Annotated in this window: 28 protein-coding genes and 1 riboswitch; of the genes, 19 read left to right on the top strand and 9 right to left on the bottom strand. The window is 48.5% G+C overall.

Translation table 11 applies throughout. The features are described from left to right. Positions 1 to 288: 288 nt before the first annotated feature. Positions 289 to 1,563 (bottom strand): CAP domain-containing protein, encoded by a 1,275-nt coding sequence (locus CBR65_RS20065; RefSeq protein ID WP_087468506.1) that lies wholly within the window; start codon positions 1,561 to 1,563, stop codon positions 289 to 291. 157 nt (positions 1,564 to 1,720) lie between these two features. Beyond that, positions 1,721 to 3,964 (bottom strand): PQQ-dependent sugar dehydrogenase, encoded by a 2,244-nt coding sequence (locus CBR65_RS20060; RefSeq protein ID WP_087468505.1) that lies wholly within the window; start codon positions 3,962 to 3,964, stop codon positions 1,721 to 1,723. A 241-nt stretch (positions 3,965 to 4,205) separates the two neighbouring features. On the opposite strand from CBR65_RS20060, the gene CBR65_RS20055 reads away from it, so the two are divergent. Then, positions 4,206 to 4,433 carry a hypothetical protein gene (locus CBR65_RS20055; RefSeq protein WP_087468504.1) on the top strand — a complete coding sequence of 76 codons (228 nt, stop codon included), beginning with the start codon at positions 4,206 to 4,208 and terminating at the stop codon, positions 4,431 to 4,433. Positions 4,434 to 4,882: 449 nt separating this feature from the next. Further along, a complete protein-coding gene (locus CBR65_RS20050; protein WP_087468503.1) occupies positions 4,883 to 5,269 on the top strand; it encodes a hypothetical protein in 387 nt (128 codons plus the stop codon). 25 nt (positions 5,270 to 5,294) lie between these two features. Here the strand turns inward: CBR65_RS20050 and CBR65_RS20045 are convergent, their stop codons facing one another. Together CBR65_RS20045 and CBR65_RS20040 are read right to left on the bottom strand one after the other, a co-directional pair. Beyond that, positions 5,295 to 6,149 (bottom strand): IS3 family transposase, encoded by an 855-nt coding sequence (locus CBR65_RS20045; protein ID WP_157671936.1) that lies wholly within the window; start codon positions 6,147 to 6,149, stop codon positions 5,295 to 5,297. Continuing rightward, positions 6,146 to 6,445, bottom strand: coding sequence for a transposase (locus CBR65_RS20040; protein ID WP_012486016.1), 300 nt, complete (start codon positions 6,443 to 6,445; stop codon positions 6,146 to 6,148). Before CBR65_RS20040 ends, CBR65_RS20045 begins: the two co-directional genes overlap by 4 nt. 259 nt (positions 6,446 to 6,704) lie before the next feature. On the opposite strand from CBR65_RS20040, the gene CBR65_RS20035 reads away from it, so the two are divergent. From CBR65_RS20035 to CBR65_RS20000, 8 genes are all read left to right on the top strand, one after another. Continuing rightward, the gene (locus tag CBR65_RS20035) at positions 6,705 to 6,932 is read left to right on the top strand and encodes a hypothetical protein (protein WP_087468502.1); all 228 of its coding nucleotides are present in this window, start codon (positions 6,705 to 6,707) and stop codon (positions 6,930 to 6,932) included. Between the two features lie 67 nt (positions 6,933 to 6,999). Beyond that, positions 7,000 to 7,497, top strand: a complete 498-nt coding sequence (locus tag CBR65_RS20030) for a DUF6714 family protein (protein ID WP_087468501.1) — start codon at positions 7,000 to 7,002, stop codon at positions 7,495 to 7,497. A gap of 101 nt (positions 7,498 to 7,598) precedes the next feature. Further along, positions 7,599 to 8,180, top strand: coding sequence for a hypothetical protein (locus CBR65_RS20025; protein WP_087468500.1), 582 nt, complete (start codon positions 7,599 to 7,601; stop codon positions 8,178 to 8,180). A gap of 19 nt (positions 8,181 to 8,199) precedes the next feature. After that, entirely contained in the window at positions 8,200 to 8,793 is a 594-nt protein-coding gene (locus CBR65_RS20020) for a trans-aconitate 2-methyltransferase (protein ID WP_087468499.1), read from the top strand. 491 nt (positions 8,794 to 9,284) lie between these two features. Beyond that, positions 9,285 to 9,692 carry a hypothetical protein gene (locus CBR65_RS22200; RefSeq protein ID WP_157672170.1) on the top strand — a complete coding sequence of 136 codons (408 nt, stop codon included), beginning with the start codon at positions 9,285 to 9,287 and terminating at the stop codon, positions 9,690 to 9,692. 237 nt (positions 9,693 to 9,929) lie between these two features. Further along, a complete protein-coding gene (locus CBR65_RS20010; protein ID WP_087468497.1) occupies positions 9,930 to 10,517 on the top strand; it encodes a PIN domain-containing protein in 588 nt (195 codons plus the stop codon). 146 nt (positions 10,518 to 10,663) lie between these two features. Beyond that, positions 10,664 to 11,194: a hypothetical protein gene (locus tag CBR65_RS20005; protein ID WP_087468496.1), complete on the top strand. Its 531-nt coding sequence runs from the start codon at positions 10,664 to 10,666 to the stop codon at positions 11,192 to 11,194. Positions 11,195 to 11,286: 92 nt separating this feature from the next. Next, positions 11,287 to 11,955, top strand: a complete 669-nt coding sequence (locus CBR65_RS20000) for a penicillin-insensitive murein endopeptidase (RefSeq protein WP_087468495.1) — start codon at positions 11,287 to 11,289, stop codon at positions 11,953 to 11,955. Positions 11,956 to 12,004: 49 nt separating this feature from the next. Here the strand turns inward: CBR65_RS20000 and CBR65_RS19995 are convergent, their stop codons facing one another. Further along, positions 12,005 to 12,526 carry a heme-degrading domain-containing protein gene (locus CBR65_RS19995; protein WP_232461259.1) on the bottom strand — a complete coding sequence of 174 codons (522 nt, stop codon included), beginning with the start codon at positions 12,524 to 12,526 and terminating at the stop codon, positions 12,005 to 12,007. A gap of 174 nt (positions 12,527 to 12,700) precedes the next feature. On the opposite strand from CBR65_RS19995, the gene CBR65_RS19990 reads away from it, so the two are divergent. Both CBR65_RS19990 and CBR65_RS19985 read left to right on the top strand, forming a co-directional pair. Then, on the top strand, positions 12,701 to 13,765 hold the full coding sequence (locus CBR65_RS19990) for a hypothetical protein (protein WP_087468493.1): 1,065 nt from the start codon (positions 12,701 to 12,703) through the stop codon (positions 13,763 to 13,765). A 90-nt stretch (positions 13,766 to 13,855) separates the two neighbouring features. Next, positions 13,856 to 14,455 carry an N-acetylmuramoyl-L-alanine amidase gene (locus CBR65_RS19985; RefSeq protein WP_087468492.1) on the top strand — a complete coding sequence of 200 codons (600 nt, stop codon included), beginning with the start codon at positions 13,856 to 13,858 and terminating at the stop codon, positions 14,453 to 14,455. Between the two features lie 72 nt (positions 14,456 to 14,527). Here CBR65_RS19985 and treF read toward each other — a convergent pair whose 3' ends face one another. Beyond that, entirely contained in the window at positions 14,528 to 16,138 is a 1,611-nt protein-coding gene (gene treF / locus CBR65_RS19980; protein WP_198300822.1) for an alpha,alpha-trehalase TreF, read from the bottom strand. Next, positions 16,117 to 16,884, bottom strand: coding sequence for an SDR family NAD(P)-dependent oxidoreductase (locus tag CBR65_RS19975; protein WP_087468491.1), 768 nt, complete (start codon positions 16,882 to 16,884; stop codon positions 16,117 to 16,119). The genes treF and CBR65_RS19975 overlap by 22 nt, the downstream gene beginning before the upstream one ends. A gap of 302 nt (positions 16,885 to 17,186) precedes the next feature. Here CBR65_RS19975 and CBR65_RS19970 point away from each other — a divergent pair, with 302 nt between their 5' ends. Together CBR65_RS19970 and CBR65_RS19965 are read left to right on the top strand one after the other, a co-directional pair. Further along, a complete protein-coding gene (locus CBR65_RS19970) occupies positions 17,187 to 17,555 on the top strand; it encodes a hypothetical protein (RefSeq protein ID WP_087468490.1) in 369 nt (122 codons plus the stop codon). Between the two features lie 44 nt (positions 17,556 to 17,599). Continuing rightward, a complete protein-coding gene (locus tag CBR65_RS19965) occupies positions 17,600 to 18,112 on the top strand; it encodes a cold shock domain-containing protein (protein WP_087468489.1) in 513 nt (170 codons plus the stop codon). 51 nt (positions 18,113 to 18,163) lie between these two features. Here CBR65_RS19965 and CBR65_RS19960 read toward each other — a convergent pair whose 3' ends face one another. Both CBR65_RS19960 and CBR65_RS19955 read right to left on the bottom strand, forming a co-directional pair. Continuing rightward, positions 18,164 to 18,514: a PilZ domain-containing protein gene (locus CBR65_RS19960; RefSeq protein ID WP_087468488.1), complete on the bottom strand. Its 351-nt coding sequence runs from the start codon at positions 18,512 to 18,514 to the stop codon at positions 18,164 to 18,166. Then, the gene (locus CBR65_RS19955; protein WP_087468487.1) at positions 18,514 to 20,922 is read right to left on the bottom strand and encodes a DUF1631 domain-containing protein; all 2,409 of its coding nucleotides are present in this window, start codon (positions 20,920 to 20,922) and stop codon (positions 18,514 to 18,516) included. The genes CBR65_RS19960 and CBR65_RS19955 overlap by 1 nt, the downstream gene beginning before the upstream one ends. Before the next feature lie 563 nt (positions 20,923 to 21,485). Continuing rightward, positions 21,486 to 21,626, top strand: a riboswitch (guanidine-I (ykkC/yxkD leader). Between the two features lie 78 nt (positions 21,627 to 21,704). Between CBR65_RS19955 and CBR65_RS19950 the strand changes: the two genes are divergently transcribed. From CBR65_RS19950 to CBR65_RS19930, 5 genes are all read left to right on the top strand, one after another. Further along, positions 21,705 to 22,748 (top strand): putative urea ABC transporter substrate-binding protein, encoded by a 1,044-nt coding sequence (locus CBR65_RS19950; protein ID WP_087468486.1) that lies wholly within the window; start codon positions 21,705 to 21,707, stop codon positions 22,746 to 22,748. Positions 22,749 to 22,940: 192 nt separating this feature from the next. Continuing rightward, on the top strand, positions 22,941 to 23,762 hold the full coding sequence (locus tag CBR65_RS19945; protein ID WP_087468485.1) for an ABC transporter permease: 822 nt from the start codon (positions 22,941 to 22,943) through the stop codon (positions 23,760 to 23,762). Beyond that, positions 23,759 to 24,535 carry an ABC transporter ATP-binding protein gene (locus CBR65_RS19940; RefSeq protein ID WP_232461257.1) on the top strand — a complete coding sequence of 259 codons (777 nt, stop codon included), beginning with the start codon at positions 23,759 to 23,761 and terminating at the stop codon, positions 24,533 to 24,535. The genes CBR65_RS19945 and CBR65_RS19940 overlap by 4 nt, the downstream gene beginning before the upstream one ends. A gap of 8 nt (positions 24,536 to 24,543) precedes the next feature. Then, positions 24,544 to 25,254, top strand: a complete 711-nt coding sequence (locus CBR65_RS19935) for an urea amidolyase associated protein UAAP1 (RefSeq protein ID WP_198300821.1) — start codon at positions 24,544 to 24,546, stop codon at positions 25,252 to 25,254. Between the two features lie 154 nt (positions 25,255 to 25,408). Continuing rightward, complete coding sequence (locus tag CBR65_RS19930) at positions 25,409 to 26,047, top strand: urea amidolyase associated protein UAAP2 (RefSeq protein WP_087468484.1); 639 nt, start codon at positions 25,409 to 25,411, stop codon at positions 26,045 to 26,047. Positions 26,048 to 26,049 lie beyond the last annotated feature (2 nt).

The following is a 26,049-nucleotide window of genomic DNA, read 5'->3' as shown; positions in this document are numbered from 1 at the left end:
ATCCCTTCATTCCCATATTCACCAAAAACTGGGAAAAGTTCGTCCCAGTTTTGATTTTGACCCAACATGATATGTGTCACTTTTGTTTCACCAAAGAGGGACGCGGGTTAATGTTTTTGTTTTCAATGGCTTAGAAAGGATTCCGGGAGGGTGTGCTAGCGCTGGAAGTTTTTGGTGGATTTTTTGGGTGGCGTGGAGGGTTGTTTTTTAAGGGAGGGATTAAGGTTTGAGTAAAGGCATGTCGGATTAGCCGCAGGCGTAATCCGACAACAGAACCGCCAAGCACGATCACCAGGTATTAATATCAACCGCACTACCCGACTTAATCACATCAAACTTAACATTCGCCCCATCCACTTCAACGGTGTAATTCACCGGCGAGCCCAAGGCTTCACCACTCACCGTGATGTCATACACACCATTGGCTAACGGCACCGTGTAAGCCCCCGTCTCAAATACCGCATGAGAGCTTCCATCCACAGTCAAGGTAATGCCGGACAAGCCTTCATTCACGCTGTACATCCCATCTTCATCCGTATCTTCATACACCACACCGGTAAGAAAATAACCGGAGCCGGAGCGGGCGAAATTCTCAGTCAGCATGGACGCGCGCCAATTAGTGCCGTCAGCAAGGAAATAACCGTCTTTATGGCCAATACCAATTTCGCGAAAACCAGTGCTGAGAATATTTAGGCGATGGCCCGATGAGCGAAAAAGTCCACGATGATGGTTATAAGCCGCGTCGGTCAGATTAATATTGCTGCCACTGTTACCGCTCCAGGAAATATTTTCGCCAGAGGACCAACTGCCACTGAAGTTGTAGCCTGCCTCATCCATCCGTTGCGTCGGTGAACTGCCACCCTCGCCTGTGTGACTGAATACATCCGCATCGAGCATCCACTCGCTGTGTACGCGCGCGGCTTCAATTAATTCCAGATTAAACGCAAGCGGCGGCTTGCGTGCGGATGAAATTGGATCACCATTGATCCCTTCATTTAAATCAATATCATAACGATCGGCTTCCGCTTCCGGATCAAAGCGCGCGCGGTTAACCAACTCCAATACAAGCACTTCGTACACAGTCGGTTGCCGTGTAATATCCACCGCAGACGGTGTGGTGCTGACTTCCGCACTGGGATCACTTTCCATGTCGCCATCCACCGCCGTTACCACAAAATAGTAAGTGGTGCCGTTGGTGAGTTCGGTAATTTGATAAGGCGGGGTTACATCCTCAATCCAGGTGCCGTTGTCATAAGCGGCAATGTTATCCGGCTGGATATTGGGTTCAGTCGCGTAATAAATATGGTAGCTGTCCGCCGAACTAACCGCGCCCCAATCCAGCGTCACCGACGCATTACCCGGTGCAGCACTGAGATTTTGCGGCGCACCGAACTCTGATGGTTGGCTACTTGAGCTTGAGTTTGCACTCGAACTTGAACTGGAGGTTGATGAAGAGGAAGGATTACCCGGAGAATCGTCATCGTCACCGGACGAACCACCGCAGGCAACCAGAAGAGAGACGCACGCGCACAACATTAATGGGGGGCAGAATTTAATCATCATAAGGCACCGATTTTTTGTCAGTTCCGCCTTAACAATTCCCTGGCATTTAGGTTCTCTATATAAACGGCATGCTACCAGCACACCATTAAACCGACTGCGAAGGCTGCCGCAGCCGGCATGATAAAAACGGTCGCGCTTCACAAACCGCTGCAAAACATTATGGGCAACTGCTGATACTGGCGATCCATTCTTCGATCAACGCCGCACCCGCTTCATCAACGATATTGCTACCCAAGGGCGGCATACCCAGGGCATCGCGGCGCTGCATGCGTTGCAGCAACAACGAACGCTCCGGCGCACCGGGCGCGAACAGTTGTGCATCTCCAATATCAAGGTCACCGTTTTGCGGCGCTACGTTACAAACATTCATATCCGCCAGCGCCGTGGTGTAACGCAAATCCAGATTGACATTGGTGGGTCCATCAGGGCGATGGCACTGCGCACAATTGGTATGCAAATAGGCGCGCGCTCGGTCATCCAATCCAGCGGATGTATCGGCGGGATTCACCAAGCGTGGCAAATTATCCGGGGTATCGCTCAAAGACTCGCTCAATGTATCAATAGCATCATGAGTAATTAATTGATTAGCGGTGCGCCCGGTTTGCGGATAAGTCATATCGCCATTTAATTGCGCGGTTTCAAGGCCGAGACTGAAACCGGCCGCCGCTGTATGACATTGCAGACACTCACTGCTACTGGGATAAATCCACGACTGCCCTTCCACATCGACAACCTTACCGCCCAACACCAAGTCGGCGTCGGTGCCGCTCTCATTCCATTCATAGGAATAACCGGCCCACTGACCATCGTCGTGCCGCATAAACAAACGCGTTTCAATCAAGCGCTCATTCAGGTGGAAATTTTTTACCAGCACGCTGCCGTTGGGAAATTCCCAATCGTGATCACCGTTGATGGTAATGGTGGTATTATCGGGCAAAGCGAGCCAGCGCTGTTTGTCCGCACCGTCTGACCAGAAAGGCGCATTGACCGTGTAAGGAATTAAACCGCTCGCGGGTTGGGTCGGATCTGTCGCATCAACACAACCGGTTTGCGACAACAAACGGGGGAAATTATCGCTGGCAGAACCGGCCGGATCTAGCCGATGAATTTGTCCGTTGTGGGTAACCAAATACAATTCGCTCGCCATATCCTCCGCAAAGGACGCGATGTTCATGCCGGTTTCTTCGAGCAACACCAACGCAAATTGACCTTCGCCATCTTCTTCCAGAGTCCATAGGCGACCGGTAACAAAATCGGCCACCACATATTGACCGACAAGGCCGGGAATATCGTTGCCCCGATATACATAACCCCCAGTAATGGATTGCGCATCCGGCTGCGGAATAACCGCCACCGGGTCAATCAAACCGGCAGTGCCACAATTGGTGGATGGGTTGTAACACTGATCACCTTCACGCAAACGCCAACCGTAATTACCGCCCAGCGCAATGCGATTAACTTCTTCTATTTCATTCTGCCCCACATCCGCCAACCAGATTTCTCCGGTGGCCGAATCAAAACTCCACCGCCAGGGATTACGCAAACCCCAGGCAAAAATTTCCGGGCAATTGGTGCCTGCGTCGTTAGTGCCATCAAGATTGGTACACAGCGCATTACCAGCAAAGGGATTGCTTTCAGGAATTGTGTAAGGTGCATCGCCATCCACATCGAAACGCAACATTGAACCAAACAGCGTACTGGTCGTTTGCGCGCGATTACCGGGATCACCACCGGAACCACCATCACCCAAACTTAAATACAAATAACCATCGCTATCAAAACCCAATTGGCCACCGTAGTGGTTGTCGTAGGGATGTTCGATGCTCAGCAGGATTTCTTCCGAATTCGCATCCAGCGTTTGACCGCCATCGCTGCTGGTGAAGCGCGATAACGTATCGCGGCTGCGCGCACCGTCTTCATCGCGAATGTAATACAGAAAAACTTCGCCATTGCTCGCAAAGCTCGGGTGAAATGCCATGGCCAACAAACCCGCTTCATTGGGGCCGTCGTCCACACGCGCCTGGATATCAATAAACGTGCGCAGATTGGTGCTGGCCGCATTATCAAACACCCGCACCCGCCCGGCCTGCTCAATCACATACCAGCGATTGTCGTTGCCGGGCTCGTGTAACAAACCCACCGCGCGGGTAAACGACAAATCATTAAAGACGCGCGTTAACTGAATACTGGAGTCCGTCGAAGGCGGCTCAGGGGCGAGGCAAGTCGTGTTAGCGGGGCGCGCATCCAGGCCGGCATCTTCAGACGGCGGATTGGGGTTCTGGGGTGGAGGCGGTTCGGGATCAGGATTATCGTCAGAACCTGACGACCCACCGCACCCGGCAAGGAGCAGCAGTATAAAGAGAAGAGGAAGGAAGCACTTGTTCTGCGTCAGGATCGTCATGGAACCCCCGGCATTTTTATATAAGTGATGAACCTATATAGATAGCAGCCGACCGACAAACATTCCGTTGACTAACGCACCCTCTGCGAAAAGGGTTAGCTGAGGCACATAAAAAAGGCGGGTTACCCCGCCAAGCACCTTGTTGAAACCATTGTCAGGAAGCTGGCAAAGGACCGGGGAACTGCGTCCCCTTCATCCTCAACTGCGAGCCAACCCCTACTTGTAAACTGGATATCTGGCCATGTTTGCGCAAACATTTTGTCACATTAAAAAGCAGGATTTCGCGAACCCTGCCTCTGTGAACTACTTTGATGCACAAAGTAAAACCAGCATTGGTGCGCAATATAACGCCATGAATAGCGGGAGACAAGAGGCGAAGCGAAAAGAAATGTTAGCGCAAACAGATAGGCGTTTAGTGGTGGCCGCCGGGCGGAAAAGGATGAGCCCTGACCTCCCTGGGGTTTGGTAATGGTGGCGTATTGAGGTTTTATGGCGGCAAACGGGTGAAATCGGTCTAGAATCTTCTTTAGCGCTTCGGTTGTTGGGTGGGTAAGCCGCTCTGTTATCTCAATAGACGTATGTACGTCCCAATGGAAGTTACCTTTGCTGGAACCCTGGTTTATACAGGTATATTCCGGAGGGATTTAAACTTGTGCGCGTTTTGCTGCTGGTGGTTGCGTGTTATCGGTGGGGTTTTGAGAAAGTCTTTTTGTGAACAATGACTTGAGTTCGGAGCAAGAATGATAACGCGCAATGCGTGGGAGATTAACGCGCATGCGTGTTTTTGTTCTCAAGCATTCTGTGAAAACTGGAAGTTTAGTTAGTTAAATTAAGAGGTTGCTGAGTTTTCTTGATGGAGAAGATGAGGCGGGAAACGCGCATGCGCGATATTACAATGTTAATTTTCAGGAGGAAAGCATGGAGAAGTTTATTGAAGACATCACTTCAGCCTATTGGTGGGTGGCAGTAGTGGTTGTTGGAGTAGTCATAAACATCTTAAGTGCTTATATAAGGAATGGCCTTGAAACCCGCTTAGCTAAAGTATCCAGTTTCTGGGCAGCGCGAAAAGAGAGTCGAGAGCAAAGGCGAAGCGAACTAATAGAGCTGCTATCTACTGATAAAACGGCCTTGCTACTATATGCAAAAAATGAACTCCGATACAGAGTTAGAGCTGTTCAAAGTGTGGTCTTTTCGTTCATATTCATGTTTATGTCTACCTCCGTGATAAACATGGTTGTCTTTGACTCTCTACCTTTACAGTTGCGACTCGCCGGCACACTGATACTCATGACCATTGCTCTGTAATGGTCAACAAAAACCGGACAAAAAGTTAAGCACACTTTTCAAATTCAATCGGGCTTTTGTAGCCCAGAGTTGAATGTGGTCTTCGCGAGTTATACCAGGTCACAATATAAGCTCGCACATCCCGAATTGCATCTTCTCGATGGCGATACAAATTATCCCTGATCCACTCCCGTTTCAGGCTGCTAAAGAAGCGCTCCACAACAGCATTGTCCCAACAATTTCCCTTGCGGCTCATGGAACACACAATACCGTGCTGCTTCAATGAAGTCTGATACTTCAGGCTCGCATATTGCGAACCACGATCCGAATGGTGAATGAGTCCCGCCGATGGCTTGCGCATATTCACCGCCATCATCAATGCGCGAATCACCAGCGATTTCGTTTGCCGTTTATCCATGCACCAGCCAACAACCCGCCGCGAATACAGGTCAATCACCACCGCCAGGTACAGCCATCCTTCTGCTGTCCAAATATAAGTAATGTCTGCAGCCCAGGCTTGATTCGGTGTAACCGGATTGAACTGCCGATCAAGTATATTCTCCGCTACCGGCAATTTATGGTTGCTGTTGGTGGTAATACGAAACTTACGCTTCTGTTTAACTACCAGCCCCAGCTTTTTCATCAGTCGTCGTACCCGATACCGCCCCGCCGCAAAACCTTGTGCCTGTAATCGCCGCGCCATGCGTCTGCTGCCCATGCTGCTGTTGGATTCAACAAACAATGCGCGCATGCAGGTTTCAAACCTCTGCTGTTCCGGATCAGGCTTATCCTGTTGCTGTCCCAGCCACTCGTAATAACGACTGCGACTGACACTTAGCATGCGACACAAGTGTTTTACCCGGCAGCGCGAAGCATGCTCTCGGATAAACGCAAATCTCACCGCATATGCTTCGCGAAGTAGCTGCTGGCTTTTTTTAAAATATCATTATCCAACTGTAGCTCGCGCACTTGTTTTTCAAGTTCACGGATACGTTTTTGCTCGGGGGTCATCCCGGCTTTTCCCTGGTAATCACTAAAAGGCTGAGCTTCATGCTCTTTTAGCCAGCGGCGTAGCATATTGTGATTGATATCCAGATGGGCCGCTGCCTCACCTATACTGAAGCCTTGATCGCGAACCAGGGCGATGGCTTCAAGTTTGTATTCAGGCGTATATTTCTTTCGTGTTTGCTTGGTCATAGGACACCTTGATGTTTTACGGTATTATCCGCTTAACTTGGTGTCCGGTCTAATTAGACCACTTCACTCTATTAAGTCTAATAGGAGCTACATCAGATTTATTGGCATCTATAACTGTTAAGAAAAATATAAGCAATGCCTATCCAAAGTCAGAGTTGTTAGAGAATTAACAAGGCCAACCACTGCGACAGCTTCTTTGTTGCGGCTTCGCCTCCACAGAAGTCCGCGCTTGCCTGCGGCGTTATGTGTAAGGGAGATCATGAGCAAGCAAGTAAATATCACACTTACTGAAGATGAAGCTTGGGTCTTATTCGAACTAACCCGAAGGTTCAGTGATAGCAATAAATTTAATATTGAAGATCAAGCCGAAGAACGCGCCCTTTGGAACTTGTGTTGTATCTTTGAAAAAACCTTACATCATGAATCTGCAATTGAATACAAAGAGTTTATTGCACAATGCAGAGACAGGCTCCGAGATGAATCGTAATTTCAAACACATAAAAACTAATATGCGGACCAGAAGATCCGCACTATTGAACTGTTAAGTGAAAATTATGGCAACATTGGACGAGATTAAAAATGTCATCAAATCTGCATTCTTCGGAGTAAAGCTGGATGGTGGTGTTAGCTTAAATCAAGCAAAAGAGATCGACAAATATGGCGAGTATATCTCCGCAGGGGAATTCCGTGATTTACCAAAAAGAGAAAATACCGAGGATTGGGAAAATATTTCAGATAGTGAGTTAGAGTCTGATCCATGCGTTGCTCACTTTGACGCAAAAGGACTTAGATATTATCTTCCTCGGTTGATGCTGGGTGTGTTAGCGAATTACGATAGCTCATCTATGGCTGTTATCGGCACTCTTCAATCTTTATATCCTAAATCACAATCCTGGGAATATCACATGGAAAGGTATTCGGCTTTGAATGATCAGCAAAGGAAAGCAATAGCGCTATTTGTTGAGGCATTACCGAGTTTGGTTGAGCTGGATCAGGAGGATCAAGTCATAATGAAAAGAGCTTTGGAAAAGTATTGGCGCCAGTATTTGTAGTGAGCGGAAATAACTTAACAAAAACATCAACTACGCGCTTACCGGCGTCGGACGCTACTTCATCGCACCGGTTATATTGACGTTAACTTTAAAGGAAGCATATGACTGAAGAATTGGGAACCATAATTACTTTTTTAGGTGGCGGTATTTTAGGTGCAGCAATCCATTACGTTAGTCTTTTCCGCTCTGAAAAAGAAAAACGGCATAGCACTTATGTTCACGAACAACTGAATAGGTTGTATGGACCTCTCTATTTTCTAAGCTCTCAAAACGAAAAACTTTTCGATCTCAATAAGTGCATTATGGAAGGCTATGATCAGCACTTTATTCAAAAAGAATGGAGTAATAATCCGCACACTCAAGAATCCTTGAGAAAGGAAAGTAAATCTGTAATTAACTTAGCAAATGAATATATTGATATCGTAAAAGAAAATAACCTAAAAATAATAGAAGTACTTAGAAATAATTATGATTTGATCGCCACTGAAGACATAAGTGTTATTCAAGAGTTTGTGATCGATTGCATACGAATGAACAAAGAATTCGAAGAAGAAAGGCTAAAGGAAATACCTTATGAAGTATACATGTATGTAGGCAACATATCCTATTCAAAGCCCGAGTTTCTTGCCTTAATAAAGGCAAGGTTTATAGAAATGCAGGGCAAGTTGAAGCGGTATCACTAGAAGTTAACAAGGCAATAAAATGGAACCATCTGTACTAGGAACGAAATACGACAAAATTGCTCAGTGGTGGCATGACCATCACGTAGATTCTGCTTATGGTGTAAATCAATTCCAACGAGCTGTTAACTTTGCGCGGCGCAGTGGAAAAGCCCTTGATGTAGGTTGTGGTTCTGGTGGTAGGTTTGTACGCATATTAGAAAGTAGCGGATTCTCTGTTACAGGTCTTGATGTGTCAAAAGAAATGATTAGGTTGGCTAGCGCAAACCATCCAGAACACAAATTTTTGCATGACGACATCGGCTCTTGGAAAACAGAAGAGAAGTTCGATTTCATCGTTGCATGGGATAGCATTTTCCACTTACCGTTGGCTATGCAAAAACCTGTCGTGTCAAAGCTGTGTCAGCTCTTGGAAGAAGGCGGCATACTGATATATACATTTGGCGACGCTGAAGGAGAGCATTCTGATCGGTGGCACGATGACATATTTTACTACAGCTCTATTGGTATTAACGAAAATGTTCAGATACTTATAAATAATGGCTTGTCTGTTTTGCATCTTGAACTAGACCAATACCCAGAAAAGCATGTTTATACAATTGCCACCAAGCTTTAACAAGCGCAATCATGCGGATTAAATTTCCGCTGCGCTCCAATTTGCCCGGTGTTGCGGACGTTAGCTACTAGGAGTCGATATTGGACGCTCAAAAGTTAAGAGAAATCGTTAATCGATCTGGATTCCCCCTGCAGCTAGGGCTACAACACGTCCTTGAAGACTCGGCGTCCCAGCACGGGTGGCGGGTCAAATTTGAAGAGCATTCATGGAGCAATTCGCGAGACGGTCAGTCCGGTTTTATTGATCTTGTAATCGAAGATCGAAATAAATCCACAGTATTGGTCATAGAGTGCAAGCGAGTGCTTGACCAAGATTGGATATTCTTGTGCTCAGAAAGAGAGGCAAACGATCGTAGATTCTGCAAAGGGTGGGTCTCTTACTATAATGGCGAGCGACTCAGCTACTTTGATTGGCACCAACTCACGGCAGAACCAGATTGTCCTCAGTCAAGCTATTGTGTAGTAAACGGCCAAGATCAGAAAGCTCGCCCAATGTTGGAACGAACCGCAGGCGAAATTATCTCCGCGACCGAGGCCCTTGCTACGGAAGAGGCTCCGCTGGCCTTCGCCAATCATGAAGAAATTAAGGTTTACTTTAGCGTTATCGTCACAACTGCCAGACTACAGGTCTGTACCGTCGATACCGCAAAAATCAACATAGAAGACGGCACTATTGACGAGTCTATGCATGAGGAAAGGCCATTTATTCGATTTAGAAAACAGCTTTCCACTGCGCCAGCCAGAAATGATGAGTCCGCATTTGGAATAGACAATGAGAGGGCGCTACCATCCGCAAAGGAACACGTAGTATTTGTCGTCAACTCCAAGAATTTTTTGTCCTTTGTCGAGCAATTTGAGTTCAATGAGAATAGGGTTAAGTACCTGTGGCGTCGCAGCTAACAAGCGGTCAAGGCGACGCAGAAAAACGGCGCGCTTGCTGCTGGCGTTATGCAACGGTGTTAAGTCGTAACGCAGAGATATCAAATATCGTGTGGAGCAGTGAAATTGAATAGGTAACGCGTGTCGTTCGCCCGCTTCGCGGGCTTAAACTTTCGTTTCATCACGCTTCATTAAGGAGCCACGCGAGAGCATTATTCCCATGAAGGTAAGCCCACCATCACACATGGAGAATGTGTTTTGAGAAAAAATTACGTCTTGATAGATTATGAAAATGTACAGCCGAGTTATATGGCGGCTTTAGACGCTGATCACTTCCATGTTTTAGTATTTGTGGGAGCCAGTCAAACTAAAGTTACTTACGAGGTTGCATCCGCATTACAGGAAATGGGGGATAAAGCCGAATATATAAAAATCTCCAGCAATGGCAGTAACGCCCTGGACTTTCATATAGCGTTCTACATTGGGAAAATTGCAGCCCTAGAGCCGGATTCATATTTTCACATAATTTCAAAAGACTCAGGTTTTGATCCGCTTATCCAGCATTTAAAAAGCAAGAAAATCCTTGCATCCAGGGTAAAATCAATTTCCGAAATACCTTTAATTAAAATTTCCAATTCAAAGTCGCCCTCAGAAAAGGCTTCTGCCGTTATGGCTAATCTTGCACAACGAGGTGCATCAAAGCCCAGAACGTTAAAAACGCTCAGTAGTACTATAAACTCTCTGTTTCAAAAATCGTTAACAGAGCAAGAAATAGCTTTCATCGTTGAAGAAATGAAGTCGCAAAAAGTTATTTCTATAAACGAAAAAAAGGTGGTATACATTTAGAGTTCTATAATCAGGTAACCGAGGACTGGCTTCGGGTCGTACCAGCTCATACCGTACCGGGCGCGCACAACTCGTAAATCAAAACTTCAGTCATCCGGCTGAGGCCCACTTCCCCATATTAAAGCTATAGCAACATAGGAAAATTTATGCACATTTTAATAGGATTGATAACAGCAGTAGCTGGTTTGATTTGGGCCATGCATAGCTTGCAAAATTCTGGAGTAAATCTTAACGCATTCAACCCATTTACCTGGATGCGTCGTCGAAAATGGGAAAAGCAGCTTGGTATAAAACCTATGCATGCACTAACAAGCTCAATGGACGCAGCAGCATTATTGGTGGTAGCTGTGGCTAAGGAACACGGCGACATAACAAGAGAATCGAAATTAGAAATACTTTCTCTCTTCGAAAAGGAATTCGCGGTTAAAAGAAACAGATCCATCGAAATGTATTCTTCTTCTGTTTATATGCTTCAAGGCGCACTAAATATGGCTGATGAAGTTCGGCATATACTAAAACCCAGCAAAAAGGACTTCGGAAAGAATCAAGTCACAAAACTACTTGATATGTTAAATAAAACAGCCTGCCTCGAAGACACTACAGAAGGACAAAAGGCAATTATCAAGGCTGTAGAGCAAGAATTGACGCTTAAGGACGAGCAGCCGGAAAAGTGGTAGGTATGAATTGTTACTTGCGAGATTAGTGCTGGAAAATTAGTCTGTAAAATCCATATACAGAGCTATAACAAAGGAATTTTCGCTACAAGACTATGAAAAAAATCTTACCTATTCTGATTTTATTCACGTCCATAGCGGTTGCAGAGGAAAGCACCTGCTATGGAATCACTTCCGATGGAAGATTAGAAAACGGGGTTAAACTTCCTGCGTCAGGAACTAACTTTGAAGGATATAGCACAATAGCGAGAGCAGCTGGTCGAACCTATGTTCATTCCCATGTAAGTGAAATCATTCTAGCTGCATACAAAAGTCTCGAAACCACAAATCCAGATAAAGTATTTAAATATGCCGAAACGGGTTTTGAAGAGGGAGGGCAGTTTAAACCTCACAAAACTCACAGAAATGGCCTGTCTGTAGACTTTATGGTTTCAGTCATAGATAAAACTGGCAAGTCCGTCCATTTACCGACTCATCCCTTTAACAAATTCGGTTACAACATTGAATTTGGCAATGATGGAACTTATGAAGAATTCACGATAGATTATGAGGCAATGGCTGCCCATATTGTCGCACTGCATAAAGAGTCAATAAAACGAGGCTATGATTTGTGGCGGGTAATTTTTGACCCACAGTTGCAACCGAACCTTTTCAAAACCAAACATGGGAACTATCTGGCTAAAAATATCCAGTTTTCAAAAAAACCTTCTTGGGTACGGCATGACGAGCATTATCATGTGGATTTCGCAATTCCTTGCAAGTAGCGGTGCTAAACTTTAAGAGGGACCATAGATATGAACTGTATGTACCTGCTCAGACCATTTCAAACTGCTGCTTTATTACCTCACGCAACCCATCAATCACCAGTTGGTGATCCATCTCCTGTGGCAAACCCGATACGGTTACGGCACCGACCATGCCGCTGTTTTTAACTCGAATTGGAAACGATCCACCGTGAGCACAATATTCTTTTGGATCAATATGTGGCTGGGCTTCAAAATCGCGATTCTTTGATGCGTTGTACTGGCCTTGGTAATAAGAGCTATGCCCGAAGCGCAGCACAGATTGGCGTTTACGCCGTAACCATTCCTGATGGTCTTTAGCAGTGCCCTGCATGGCATAACTAAAAAGCACCTGCTCAAACGCATATATCTCAATCGCCACCGCTGCTGAAAGCTTATCAGCAGCTAGTTTGATTAGATTGCCCAACTCCCAGGCGGTGCGGTGATTAAAGTAATGCAGCTGAAGTTCATCTTCCTGCATTAGCAATGCGTTCAATATGTCAGTGTTCATAATTGGCATCTTCAAAATAATGGTCGGCGCTATTATATCCAATCATTTCCTAATAACATTAAAAACTATAACTATCACCGAAAATAAATCCATAATGATTGAGCTAATTCAGCTCCGCGTTTTACGGTTGAAGGAATACACAAAGCGGAAGCGACGGTAGGTCTTTAGACGCTTAAATATCTCATCCAAACTTTTACACATCACATGAGGGAATACATGATGTCCATAAATTCTGCATGCATATTTCGTAGCTTTTTAAGTACGAGGTTATCCAAATCCTCCTCGTTTTTCATTGCCTGCGCTTCGGTCTTTGTCGTGGGTTGTGTCTCACCGCAGATTACGCAATTCGAAGTAGATCCGCGAATCTTCTGTCCGCGTACCGACATACAGGTGGTATGGGCGACGGAAGATGTCGAAGCTATTTCACTTACGTTTAATGATGCAATGGTAACTAATGAAAACGATGGCGTTGAAACCATCAGAAACATCTCAGAGTCAGGCGTCCTCAGGCTTATCGCAACGCGCGGGCAACAAGCGGTCATTATCGAACAGGAGATAGCATTATTTTCCGGTCATCATTCTACCGAACAGGCGACCACAGGTTGTCTGGCTGGTGGCGCACCTACAGGTATTCTTAACGTCGACACCAATGGTTTGCCGTTGATTATTATGGATGTTTCGGCCAGGCCCTTGCCTGTGACTGTTGCGCACGACGGCGAAAGTCATTCACATCCTGTCGAGCCGTTTGATGTGTGGCAGCGCAAGGTGATGGCGGGCCCATGGGAGGTTACGGGGATGCCGCAGCCCGGCAGAAGTTGCATGGGTGCAATAACGCCAGGTACGCCACCAGATCCCAAATTCCTCACGCTTGTGGGTTCCTGTAATGGCGAAGCAGGAGACGGGCCCCAATCCATAAACCCACCAAGGGCGGTACCGATTAGCGAAGCAAGGCGAGTCACATTGCGCTGTAACGGCGAGCCGTTCGATGGTGCAACTCGGGGATTTCAGTTGTGGATTCGCGAACCGACAGGGTGTGCCGTCCAGGAAATTTACATGGCGAGTTCGTTAGCAGAAGCCACTGAATGTGCGCGAAGTGAAGCCAAAGATGTTGTGGGTGATGTGACTGCACATCCGAGCCCGGTGGCTTATCGGGTAATCTGCGGGAGCCCGAGCACCTGCTACAACTTCTCAGCGTTTACGACTGGCGATGCAAGGGAGTGCGCGCTTGCCTGGTGCCCTGATTCTGTGACTGGATTTTTGGTGGGACGTTGTGGTTCGTAGGAAATTTTCACGGAGCCTCTAAAAAATTTTCAGAGGCTCTTTCCATCTGCATTGACAATGTAATGGCATCAACAGCCTTGGAGGGTTGAAATGACAACGACATGGGAACAACGTCTGTTACGCGCCGATATGGCGAATGTAGATTATGAATATGCGTTATGGTCACCGGCGGGAAATTTTCGCATCCCATCAACGCCGCGCACGATTCGTTACATCATTATTCATATTACCGGTGGCCCGGCGCACGATGAACGCAATGCGTTAAATACCTTCAGGGCCGGCCCCGCCAGTGCACACTATATTGTGAATCGCCAGGGCCGCGTGGTACAGACGGTGCGCGAGGCGCATATCGCCAATCACGTTGATAACCTGAATTCCCAAACCAATCGGGAAAGCATCGGGATTGAACATGTTAACCCGTGGAATCCTAGCGAGCGGTTATATCCAACAGATGCACAGTATATTGCTTCAGCGCGTTTGGTGGCCAAGCTTTGCCATCAATACAACATCCCGGTAACACACTCTTTGGTTCCCCATACACCGGGAATTCGTGGTCACAAAGAAGAAGCGCCGCATTCAACCCACGATAGCTGTCCGAATCCGGCGTGGAACTGGGATCGTTATGTCGGCATGGTTCGTAGTTTGCGTATGGAAACATTTAACGAAATGATTCACACCTTGGCTACTTAGCCCGAAAAAATTGCAGCCAAATGCAAGGGAAATACTACTCCTATGCAATTTAAGTTTGGCAGAGCATTTTCCTTATAGAATCGCGTGGCAACGATTCGCACTATGCGCCGGATCATCCCGCAATAATCTTGCGGTAACGCCGTTGGTCCAACCAAAGCCATCCTGTAGCGGGTATTCCCCGCCCTTCGCGTGTTCAAGCGTCGGGCGCAGTACATATTTTTCCACCAGCTTGCCCTCCGCCCGATACAGCTCGGCGACTATCGTCAACCAGTGCTCGCGAATTTCAGCGGCCAGATCGGTGTGACAGTAATTAAGCAGCCCGCGAATCGCGAGCCATTGCAGTGGTGCCCAGCCATTGGGGCGGTCCCATTGTTGGCCGGTGTGTCCTAATTCCGTGGTTGAGATTCCGCCCGGTGCGAGCAGGCGCTGGCGGATGGTATCGGCCACCGCGTTGGCTTGTTCAGGGCTGGCCATCTCGACAAACAACGGGACCACTGTAGCTGCGGTTAAATTGTCACGCTGTTGTTGCAATTGCCAATCGTAATCCATGTAGGCGCCTTCACTCTCTCGCCAGAAGTATTTATTGATCGCGGTCTGACGGTCATTCGCGCGCTGAATAAAATCATCCGCTGCCTGTATTTCACCAGCTTGCGCGCACAGGCGGGCGATCTGCCGCTCCAGCTTAAACAGCAGGCAATTAAGATCCACCGGCACAATGGCCGTGGTACGAATGGTTGCTAATGAATGCGGATCGGTTTGCCAGCGCGAACTGAAATCCCATCCGGATTCTGCTGCCGCGCGTAAATCGCGATAGACATCGTGGGCCGGGCGGGTTGATGCGCGTGCGGTGGTCACGTCTTCGAAATAAGATTCCTCGCGCGGACCATCGCGATCATCCCAATAGCGATTTAACCACGCACCGTCGGCCATGCGCACGCAACGGCGATGCGCTTCGCCCGGACGCAAATCGTCTGCACCATCCATCCAGAAGGCGTATTCCTTACGCAGCTGCGGTAAATAATCAAGCGCTTTGTGAATGCCGCCGGTTTCAAATAAATCCACCATCAGGCAAAACACCGGCGGCTGTGACCGGCTCAGGTAATAGTTGCGGGTGCCATTAGGCACATGGCCGTAGGTGTCGATGAGGTAGGCAAAATTATCAGCCATGGATCGTAGCAAGTCCGACCGTTTGCGGTCGAGCAGTCCGAGCATAGTGAAATAGGAATCCCAATAATACAGCTCACTAAAACGTCCACCGGGGACAACATAATCATGGGGCAATGCGAGCAATGATGAACGTTTGGGATGTTTGCGCGGACGGCGGGTTAATACATCCCACAGGCTATCGATATGTTCTGCCAGGCTCAGCTCACGGTTGGCAACAAAACAATCGGGCGGCGCTTCCTCGGCGGTAAAGTTGTCGAGCACAAACTGCCGTAAGTCAAAATCCTCGCGCGCGCAATTTGCGCGATATTCATTGAGAATGTATTCAGGATCATGGCGCGGCACACAGTCCACAAAAGTTTTGCTATCGGAAAATATCTCGTTCATCTGTACCGCGACAAACAGTTCTTGATAGCGGTCTGCTGGCGTCAGGGTGTCGGGTGGTAATAAATGTTGAATATCGTCAGCATCAACCGGCTCATCATCAGCGGTGGGGATTACTGCTCCGTATAATTCCACAACAGGCCTCCATCAACATAAAAGGTTGAACCGGTAACATAGTCTGCATCCGCTGATGCGAGGAATGCCGCTAAACCAGCGACATCTTCCGGCTGCCCGAGGCGCCGTAGCGGAATATTGCACAGCAGCTTTTCCAGTAGCGCGGGGTTGTTGAGTAAATTTTTATTCATAGGCGTTTCAATGGCGCCCGGTGCGATGTTGTTGACAGTAATGCCGAGAGGCGCCAACTCAATGGCCAGATTGCGCGCCATCATCTTGAGTGCACCTTTACTCGCGCAATAGGCAGTAAAGTTTGGGAAAGGTAATTCTTCGTGAACGGAGCTGATATTAATAATTTTTCCTCCACGCTCTGTATCGCGCAGATGTTGCACGAAAGCTTGGGCGGTGAAGAACGCGCCTTTTAGATTGACGCTCATGGTGCGATCAAAATGCGCTTCCGTCATCTCCCAGAAAGGCGCAGACTTTTCTACCCCGGCATTATTGATCAGAATATCAATTGATCCCATCCGCGCCACGCCCTCAGCAATCAAATACCGGCAGGTTGCCACGTCGGAGATATCCCCAGCCAGTACGCACACGCGACGACCGTGAGCCCGAACCTGTTCAGCTGCCGCAATAGAACGTTCATCTTCGATGCGCCCGGCAATAATGATATCGGCCCCTTCTTTTGCCAGGCGCTCGGCAATACCCAAGCCTATACCCTGCGTGCTGCCGGTTACCAAAGCCACTTTATTGATCAGTCTCATCGGAGCTCCCTGATTGATGTGATTTCACGGTGAATGGCAATGATCATCCCGGTTTTTCAGATATGTGTCTGTTAAACATGACACCGAGTGGCAATATGGATGGCACCTATTTTCAGATAATCACGCAATGCGCTATGCTTGCAAAGCCGAAATGCAAGCAGCAATGTCTGTTAATCAACTTGCCATTCCTACCGAATAGAAACTTCTTTTTTGGGATTAAAGAACATCAAAATTGATCTGCGATAGCAAGATCATTTCCAGAAACCAAAGGAACCCAGATATAACTTGAATGGAATAATATTATGAAACTACTCACCAAAGTTCACGATCTGGATGAAGCGCAATCAATCAAATATCGCTTAGAGTTTCGCGGTATACCAATATTTATTGGCAGCGAGAACTCAGGGCCTGCAATTGGCGCTATGCCGGCAGCTGACTGTTACACCATTTGGGCGGAAGTGGATGAACAATATCAGTGTGCTTTAATCGCATTAAGCAATGAAGACTATGAACCAGCAGCGCCCATCAACATTGGTGAGTTCAGAAGCGCCCAGGATCATGCAGTATCCGAAGTCAGAAATACATTCTCAAAAATTAATCAATATATTTTGAATGTAGTGATGCTGGGTGTCATTGGCTGGTTTATCTACTATGCTGTATCGAGAATTTAGACAACACCACATATCAGAGTAATTACGCACACCAAAGAGGCAACATGCAACATAAAGGAATACTTGCCAAATGGAATGACGACAGAGGTTTCGGCTTCATAAAACATAGTGAAACCGAGATGGTATTTATCCATATTTCTGCTGTGAAAAAGATGCCGAGACGGCCAAAAGAAGGCGATACGTTGTTCTATGACATCACTACTGATGAGTCTGGAAAGAAAAAAGCAGCATGTGTAACGATAGAAGGGCTACAAAGAGTTTCTTATTCACACAAGAAAAAGCCAAAAAGTGGAAAGTTCAGTTGGGCACCAATTATTATCGTAGTCATTTGTGTGCTGGCCGTTTTTTATTACAAAAAAGATAAGCCCTATTCTCTGCCAACAAGCAACAGCTTCAATACAACAACGCCCGGTATTAAGTTCTCCTGCCAAGGAAAAACACATTGCTCACAGATGACGTCGTGTGAAGAGGCCATGTTTTATCTAGCAAATTGTCCCAATCAACAGACTGATGGTAATGGCGATGGCGAGCCATGTGAAAGTCAGTGGTGCAATTAGCATGTGCCGCAGAAAATGAATGTTGCCGATGCCACCCATTCAGCATCAACATCACCCCTCCCCCAACAACCCCACCAAAGCCTCAATATCTTCCGCACCCTGCGGTGAGATATCAATAATTTTAAAACCGGCCCAGTGTTTGCCGTTGTAGTCGGCGTTGCGGGTCCAGAGGCAGTCTACGCCGATGTGGATGGAGTTGCGGCCGTTGAGATGTTCCGGCAGGTGCAGGTCGAGTTTATAGAGTTTGTCTTCTTCGAGGCGCACGTCGCCGATGATCATCAGGCCTTCGCTGTGGATGTTGACCAGTCGGCCGATGTATACGTCGCGCAGGCTGTCGTATACATCGACGGCGCCATTGATACCGTGGCGCTGTAGCGCCCGGTCGTTGGATATTCCTGTCATTATTGGGCTGTCCCGACCTTTAACGTCTCTGCACGCTCGTTGAGCGTCTGGTAAATATTTTCCAGTGCACGTTCGAAGAAGGGTTTGGTGCTGCCGATGATGACTTTGGCCTTGCCCGCGATCATGTCGCGGGCGAGTTGTAAGCCGGCACTCAGGGAGACTTTACGCCCCTGCTGATCCACCAGCATGTAATGCTGGGTTTTCTTGTTGTACCAGGCTACTTTCAGGCGTTTGCCACCTTCGAATTCAAACCAGGTGCCAAACTCAATCATCTTCAGGCTATCGACAATCTTGGCTTCTTCCGGCGTGACCGGGTCGTTGGCGGCAACCATTTGTCCGGCTTTTTCTGCCGCCATACTTTCCAGTTTAGTCCGCATTGGCGCCGGTGCAGGCTCAGCTTTGCGACTTTGCAGTGCCATTTTTTGTAAAGAGATGACCGCTTCGATCAATTTGCGACCTTTGCCCTGTTCGTAACCGATGGTTTCAAAGCCGCGCTCCAGCGCAGCCATCAGCGGTACGTGCAATTCAATCTGGCGTTGCTTGTCGATCTGCAGGGTTTTGGGCTCGATGCTCCACAGCAACTGATCGACCACTTCCAGCGAACGGCGCCAGCTGTCGGAGTTATCGCCGTAGCGCAGCAACACAAAGGACATGTAGTCGGACCAGGGTTGCAACAGTAACAACAAAATAGCCGAGGGCAGCTCGCGGTGATCGGTGCGGTTGCGGACTTCCTGGTTTACTTGCAATTTGGCTTCGCGCAATTTTTCTTCACCTTGCACTTTCTCCATCGCGCGACGCTCCATCAGCTCCTGACGGCGGGCGACGTTGTGGGTGTAGGCGTTAAATTCCAGCAGTAATTCGGCGAAGATGCGCACATCGTTCTTGAATTCTTCCAACAGGCGGAAGACCGTGGTTTTGATCTTGGTGTAGATATCGTGCTGCTCGCTGCCGTCGTTGCCGACCCAGCGCACACCGGCTTCGGCGAGGCTGTTCAACAACACGCGTGCCGGGTGTTCCGGTTGCTCAAAAAAGCCTTTGTCGATAAAGGCGATCTTGAGAAACGGCGTGTGCAGGTAGCTCAACAATGCCTTGATGGAATCAGGCAGGTGATCGTCCGAGAGCATGTATTCAAACAACATCCCCACCAGATCAATGGTCTGCATATCCGTAGAGGTCACCGCACCGTCTTCGCGCTGGGACGCGATTTGTTGCAGCATTTGCAGGCTGATATCACCCACGGTTTGCGGCGGCAGGGCGACCAGGTTCAGGTTGGCGGGGCTGGGGTTAGCGGCCATCACCTGCTGAGTGGCGCTCAGCGCCTGGGCCTGGAGATGTTGCAATACGCCAACCAGTTGTTCATTGGTGAGGATTTGTGTGGGTTGCACCGGTGCATTCATCACGGCGGGGTTGCCGCCGCCGATACCGCTGGCGTGAAGCAATTGTTGGGCGGTAAATGCCTGGGGCACATTCGTTGCGGTGCTGGCCACCTGGCGATTCACGTGTGCCTGCAATAAACGGATAGCGCCAAACAGGCTGGATTGGTATTGCACATCGCTGGGGCTGAGTTCGCCGGTTAGCAAGCGATCACTGGCGCGGCGGCGCTGCTGGCTCTCATCCAGTTCATTATCCTGCGCGTTTTCACCGGCCTTGGCATGACCCGGAGCCGTAGCGCCTTCCTGATTTACCGCTACAAACTTCAGGTTGGGCAACAGCTGGTGGCCGATTAGGTAATGGTTCATCTCGTCATAAAGCACATCCAGCTTGCCAATAACTTCCTGATCAAAGGTTTTGTAGCCGATGATCTTGGTTTTAACGTCCACCTCCAGGCTGGCAAGCACTTTGCGCAGGGCCTCGCAAAATTGTACCGGGCTCGCGGGATTACTGCGTTCGTCCAGCTTTTCGCCATCATTCAACAGCGCTAAACGCTGGTGCAGTGCCCATAAAGGTTCAGCATAAAAGGCGTCGGCGCGATGGGTGATGGAGGTGATGGCGATAGTTTCTTCGAGGTCGGAATGCTCGACCAGCGATAACATATCGCCACTGAAGCGTTCTTCGCCGGTCAGGGTGTTAAGGGTTTTGTTCTTGAATTTAACGAAGCCGTTGCCCAGATGTTGGCTGAACTCATGTTCCGCTGCTTGCTGCACGGCATTGAGCAGGTTTTGAATTTCGAATAAGGCGACTTGCTCTTTGTTGGAACGGGCGCGCTCGGCATGTTCCATCATGACCTTGAGCCATTGCTGCCAAAAATGGGGGAATGCGCGGTAGGCAAAACTCCGGGTCAGGTCGCGGCAATGCTTGAGGTGCTGAACAACCTGTTGCTCAGTTAATGTTGGCGTCATCGGCTGTTCTCGATCGCTCCCCGGCTTATTTAAGGAAGATTTACCGAAATTCTTATCCATAATTTTCATATCCCAACCCTGTGCTTGTAACTGCTGACTGGGTATTGCCTGCCGGTTGTGATCCGGTTGTTGTGTCCTTTGGGTCGATTACCAGTGAAGCTGGAGCCCTACAGGCATCCGAAAGCTGGCACCTTAATTTGCGTAACACTGCGGAAATATTAGCAGCTTATGCAAATTAAGCTACTGAATGCGACAAGGGTCACGCTCTTACTGCCAACTTGCCGCCATTCCCGCCGTTCACCCCAAAAACCTCTGCGAACCGTCCCCAGTTTGATGCGCTTCGCAATCATCCCAAGTTCCGAGCAATTTTCACTCCAAGATGTGTACCTACTTCACTTTTTCTTTGAATTACACGTCACATACACCCCACCAATTTGCACCATGAAATGACAAATCTGCAAAGCAATCGCACCAAACTGGTTCACAAACCTATTTGCTTCATCCTTCTTTTCGGTGAAATTTGTAAAGAAATCCTTGTTTTACAGGGTTATAAGCAACCTGGTACTCATATTGCTAAATGCTATGTCGAACCACTTGTCCGCACTCTGGGTGTTCAGGACGAAAGACAATTTGCAATAGAAAGCTAGGGTTCCGGCTGATACACACAGTGACTGGTCCGAGAGCTTTCGACCTCAAAGTAAAAAAAACCGACAGTTTTGGCGACTTGGCCAATCGGTTTCGAGGTTACACGGCGGGACAAAAGCCCGGGAGACGAATGGCCTGATCAAGCTGCTTTGCAGCTAACAGCCAGAGTGCTCCTAATAAACCGATGTAACCACTGGAGGTTTGCCATGTCGCGCCTGACCACTCTTATCATCGCGCTGCTTCTTTCTACTTCTGCCGCTGCGGCAGAGCCATTCAAGATCTGTTGGTCTATCTACGTCGGCTGGATGCCCTGGGGCTACGGCGCTGATCAAAAAATTATTGATAAATGGGCGAAGAAATACGGCATCGAGATCGAAGTTACCCAGATCAACGATTACATCGAATCCATCAATCAATACACCGCTGGCCAATTCGACGCCTGCAGCATGACCAACATGGATGCGCTGACGATTCCGGCAGCGGGCGGCGTCGACAGCACAGCATTAATCGTCGGTGATTTTTCTAACGGCAACGACGGTGTGGTGCTTAAAGGCGCAAACAAAACCCTGAAAGATATCAAAGGCCAAAACGTTAACCTGGTGGAGTTGAGCGTATCTCATTACCTGCTGGCGCGCGGTTTGGAAACCGTCGGTTTGAAAGAGTCGGATATCAAAGTTGTTAACACATCAGACGCGGATATGGTGGCGGTTTACGGCACCAAAGATGTCACCGCCGTGACCACCTGGAATCCGTTGCTCAGCGAAATCCTTTCTCAACCCAACAGCAGTATGGTGTTTGATTCCTCGAAAATTCCCGGCGAGATCATGGACCTGCTGATCATCAATACCGACACACTGAAAAAGAACCCTGCCTTGGGTAAAGCCCTGGTCGGCGCCTGGTATGAAATCATGGGTGTGATGAGCGCACAAGACAAAGCCGGTGTTGCGGCGCGCACAGCTATGGCGGTTGCGTCCGGCACTGACCTGGCTGGTTATGAATCGCAATTGGCCAGCACCAAGATGTTCTACAAACCCGCCGACGCACTCGCTTTGGTGAACAGCGATGAATTGTTGGGCACCATGAAAAAAGTGGCGGAGTTTTCCTTCGAACATGGCCTGCTCGGCGAAGGCGCACCGGATGCAACCTTTATCGGCGTTGAAGGCCCGGAAGGTGTGTACGGCAATAAGAAAAATATCAAATTGCGTTTCGACACCACCTATATGCAAATGGCCGCCGACGGCAAGTTGTAATCGGGCAAACGTAGGTCGGATTAGCGCAGCGTAATCCGACAATACAAGTGTTAAAAACGCGTTACACACAATAAAAATTTGAAACTTTTGAAGGTCAGTGTCGGATTACGCTGCGCTAATCCGACCTACATGAAGACCAACATGACATGTTTTTTTGAAACGAAATCCCAACAGCACATTCACAGGATTTTTATGAAACGGCTGATTAACCTGACGCCCTCAAAACCCGCCAGAGTCTTGCTGGGCATCCTGCCTTTTGCACTTATCCTGCTGGTTTACCTGATCGCTTCAGATGCGCGCCTCGCGGAAAACGCCAGCGATAAATTGCTGCCAAGTTTTGCGCAGATGGGCAGTGCCATCAACAATCTGGCATTTGAAGAAAGCAAACGTACCGGCGAATATTTATTCTGGCAGGACACCTTAAGCAGTTTGCAACGGCTTGCGCTGGGGATGGGCATCGCCGCTCTGATCGGCTTTTCGCTGGGCATTCTGACCGGTGCCATTCCAACGGTTTATGCACCTTTAGCGCCGTTACTTACAGTGATTTCGTTGATTCCACCCATGGCCATTTTGCCAGTGCTGTTTATTGTGTTCGGCTTGGGCGAACTCTCGAAAGTGGCATTGATTGTTATCGGTGTCGCGCCTTTTATTGCGCGCGATATCCAACGCAGCACACTGGAAATTCCTCTTGAACAACTGGTAAAAGCACAAACCCTGGGTGCGTCCAGCTGGCAAATTCTTGTGCGGGTTTTAATTCCGCAGATGCTGCCGCGCTTGATCAGCTCAGTGCGTTTATCCCTGTGTACCGCCTGGTTGTTTTTAATTGCCGCAGAAGCTATAGCTTCCACTGACGGCCTGGGTTACCGCATCTTTTTAGTCCGCCGTTATATGTCCATGGATGTCATTCTGCCCTACGTAGCCTGGATTACGTTTCTCGCATTTTTGCTCGATTGGCTGCTCGACCGCATCAGCAGGCATTGTTTTACCTGGCATCATCAGGAGGCCGGCAAATGAAACAGGCTCCCATGATTCAGGCTAAAAATTTGTGGAAACAATACGGCGATAACGTCGTGCTGGAGCGCATGAACGTCAGCGTCAACGCCGGTGAATTTATTACCATGGTCGGCACCTCCGGGTGTGGCAAAAGCACCTTTTTAAAGATGTTACTGGGGATGGAGTCGCCCTCTTCCGGCGAACTCTTGCTGGATGGCCAACCGATTCCCAGCGAACCGGATCAATCGCGCGGCATTGTGTTTCAACAGTATTCGGTTTTTCCGCATCTGACCGTCTTGCAAAACGTGATCCTTGCGCGGGAATTTGAGCGTGCACCGTTATTGGGGAAATTATTCGGCGGCGCAAAGCGGCGTGTGGAAGATGAAGCGAAAGCGTTGATCGACACGGTTGGTTTAACACCGGCATTGCAACGTTATCCCCATGAATTATCCGGCGGCATGAAACAGCGGCTTGCCATTGCCCAGGCACTGATTCGCCGGCCGCGCATCTTGTTGTTGGACGAACCTTTCGGCGCGCTTGATCCGGGCATTCGTGCGGACATGCATCAGCTGGTATTAAAACTCTGGCAGGAACACCAGCTGACCGTGTTTATGGTGACCCACGATTTAAGCGAAGGCTTTTATCTCGGCACACGCCTGTGGGTGTTCGACAAATTGCGTCGCGACAACCAGGCGCCGACCGCCTACGGCGCCAACATCACCTACGACTTACCTATCACCCGGCAAAAAGTTGTCGTACCCAAAGATTTGCAAGCCTTAACAGAACAGGAATAACGCTAGCCATGAGCGAGATTATTTACACCACCCAATTACCCGGCAATGCTCACTGGTCACTGGAAATGCGGCGCGGTTCACTGATGCGTCTGACCGACATCGACGGTGGCGCCAACGTCGGTATGCTGTTTTATAACCCACGCAATTTGCTGGAGCGCTACAACGCGCCGGATACCTTGAAGTGTCAACACACCTTTAAATTGCAACGCGGTAATTGCTTGTATTCCGATATGGGTCGAATTTTTGCGTCGATCATCGAAGACGATAGCCACTGGCACGATACCGTGTGCGGTAACAGCAACGCTGCCTTGGTTGAAAAGAAATGGGGTAAACGCGATTACCAAACCCAACGCAACGACTGGCTGCAAAATGGCTACGATGCGTTTCTGGTGGAACTGGCCAAATACGGTTTAGGCCCGGCCGATATGGCAGCCAATATGAATTGGTTCAGCAAAGTGGTGACTGATGATGCGGGCAATATTCAGCTCGATACCAACGCGTCCAAACCCGGCCAGCAGGTGACCTTGCGTTTTGAGATGGACACGCTGGTGGTACTGCACACGTGTCCGCATCCGTTAGATAACGCCGAACATTATCCCTTTAAAGCGGTGAGTATTGAATTAGGTAAAGCTGATCCGGTTTACGATGACGATTATTGCAAAAATTTTCGGCCGGAAAATCAGCGCGGCTTTATGAATAACCATTTGTACTACTTGTAACAATTTGTCGGATTACGGCGCTTCGCCTAATCCGACCTACTGGAACATGAAAGTATTACCCGTAGGTCGGATTAGCCAAAGGCGTAATCCGACATTTTTGGTCAATGCAGGCGCGTTGTCGTTTGAAATGAAAAATTATTGTCGGAGCATTACTATGCTGATTGAAAGTCAACGTAATCCGGAACAGGCCGCTGCGCGCCATTGGGTCGGCGCGGGGGATTATTTTCTGGGAGAAATTAAACAAGGCCAAACGCTACGCCTGGTTGATCTTGAAGGTAATCAGGCAGCAGATGTACTTTTTTATAACGCGCAGAATCCCAGCGAGCGCTACAGCGCGACGGATACGATTCGCACTCAGGGAAATGTATACCTCAGCGGCGGGAGCAAATTAATCTCCAATAACAACCGCGAGATGCTGGAAATTGTGGCCGATACCTGTGGCCGTCACGATACCCTGGGCGGCGCCTGTGCAACAGAAAGTAATACGGTGCGCTACAGCCTGGAAAAACGCTGCATGCACGCCTGCCGCGACAGCTGGATGCTCGCCATTGCCGAACATCCGGAATTTCGCATCAGCAAACGCGACATTACCCACAACATCAATTTTTTTATGAATGTGCCGGTCACCAGCGACGGCGGCTTGACCTTTGCCGACGGTATTTCGGCACCGGGAAAATATGTTGAGCTGACCGCGAAGATGGATATCGTCATATTGATTTCCAATTGCCCGCAACTTAACAATCCCTGCAATGGTTACAACCCAACGCCCATTGAAGTGTTGGTGTGGAATTAAAA

Origin of the sequence: Cellvibrio sp. PSBB006 (assembly GCF_002162135.1) — a bacterium.
In the GTDB taxonomy this organism is placed as follows: domain Bacteria; phylum Pseudomonadota; class Gammaproteobacteria; order Pseudomonadales; family Cellvibrionaceae; genus Cellvibrio.
Note: the sequence above shows the minus strand (reverse complement) of the source record. Positions and strands in the feature narration are given on the sequence as shown.

What these genes read in the sequence shown, in the direction of transcription:
- CBR65_RS20065 (WP_087468506.1), bottom strand. Translation starts at nt 1,563, where the DNA reads ATGATGATTAAATTCTGCCCCCCATTAATGTTGTGCGCGTGCGTCTCT.
- CBR65_RS20060 (WP_087468505.1), bottom strand. Translation starts at nt 3,964, where the DNA reads ATGACGATCCTGACGCAGAACAAGTGCTTCCTTCCTCTTCTCTTTATA.
- CBR65_RS20055 (WP_087468504.1), top strand. Translation starts at nt 4,206, where the DNA reads ATGTTTGCGCAAACATTTTGTCACATTAAAAAGCAGGATTTCGCGAAC.
- CBR65_RS20050 (WP_087468503.1), top strand. Translation starts at nt 4,883, where the DNA reads ATGGAGAAGTTTATTGAAGACATCACTTCAGCCTATTGGTGGGTGGCA.
- CBR65_RS20040 (WP_012486016.1), bottom strand. Translation starts at nt 6,445, where the DNA reads ATGACCAAGCAAACACGAAAGAAATATACGCCTGAATACAAACTTGAA.
- CBR65_RS20035 (WP_087468502.1), top strand. Translation starts at nt 6,705, where the DNA reads ATGAGCAAGCAAGTAAATATCACACTTACTGAAGATGAAGCTTGGGTC.
- CBR65_RS20030 (WP_087468501.1), top strand. Translation starts at nt 7,000, where the DNA reads ATGGCAACATTGGACGAGATTAAAAATGTCATCAAATCTGCATTCTTC.
- CBR65_RS20025 (WP_087468500.1), top strand. Translation starts at nt 7,599, where the DNA reads ATGACTGAAGAATTGGGAACCATAATTACTTTTTTAGGTGGCGGTATT.
- CBR65_RS20020 (WP_087468499.1), top strand. Translation starts at nt 8,200, where the DNA reads ATGGAACCATCTGTACTAGGAACGAAATACGACAAAATTGCTCAGTGG.
- CBR65_RS22200 (WP_157672170.1), top strand. Translation starts at nt 9,285, where the DNA reads ATGTTGGAACGAACCGCAGGCGAAATTATCTCCGCGACCGAGGCCCTT.
- CBR65_RS20005 (WP_087468496.1), top strand. Translation starts at nt 10,664, where the DNA reads ATGCACATTTTAATAGGATTGATAACAGCAGTAGCTGGTTTGATTTGG.
- CBR65_RS20000 (WP_087468495.1), top strand. Translation starts at nt 11,287, where the DNA reads ATGAAAAAAATCTTACCTATTCTGATTTTATTCACGTCCATAGCGGTT.
- CBR65_RS19990 (WP_087468493.1), top strand. Translation starts at nt 12,701, where the DNA reads ATGATGTCCATAAATTCTGCATGCATATTTCGTAGCTTTTTAAGTACG.
- CBR65_RS19985 (WP_087468492.1), top strand. Translation starts at nt 13,856, where the DNA reads ATGACAACGACATGGGAACAACGTCTGTTACGCGCCGATATGGCGAAT.
- CBR65_RS19975 (WP_087468491.1), bottom strand. Translation starts at nt 16,884, where the DNA reads ATGAGACTGATCAATAAAGTGGCTTTGGTAACCGGCAGCACGCAGGGT.
- CBR65_RS19970 (WP_087468490.1), top strand. Translation starts at nt 17,187, where the DNA reads ATGAAACTACTCACCAAAGTTCACGATCTGGATGAAGCGCAATCAATC.
- CBR65_RS19965 (WP_087468489.1), top strand. Translation starts at nt 17,600, where the DNA reads ATGCAACATAAAGGAATACTTGCCAAATGGAATGACGACAGAGGTTTC.
- CBR65_RS19960 (WP_087468488.1), bottom strand. Translation starts at nt 18,514, where the DNA reads ATGACAGGAATATCCAACGACCGGGCGCTACAGCGCCACGGTATCAAT.
- CBR65_RS19955 (WP_087468487.1), bottom strand. Translation starts at nt 20,922, where the DNA reads ATGAAAATTATGGATAAGAATTTCGGTAAATCTTCCTTAAATAAGCCG.
- CBR65_RS19950 (WP_087468486.1), top strand. Translation starts at nt 21,705, where the DNA reads ATGTCGCGCCTGACCACTCTTATCATCGCGCTGCTTCTTTCTACTTCT.
- CBR65_RS19945 (WP_087468485.1), top strand. Translation starts at nt 22,941, where the DNA reads ATGAAACGGCTGATTAACCTGACGCCCTCAAAACCCGCCAGAGTCTTG.
- CBR65_RS19940 (WP_232461257.1), top strand. Translation starts at nt 23,759, where the DNA reads ATGAAACAGGCTCCCATGATTCAGGCTAAAAATTTGTGGAAACAATAC.
- CBR65_RS19935 (WP_198300821.1), top strand. Translation starts at nt 24,544, where the DNA reads ATGAGCGAGATTATTTACACCACCCAATTACCCGGCAATGCTCACTGG.
- CBR65_RS19930 (WP_087468484.1), top strand. Translation starts at nt 25,409, where the DNA reads ATGCTGATTGAAAGTCAACGTAATCCGGAACAGGCCGCTGCGCGCCAT.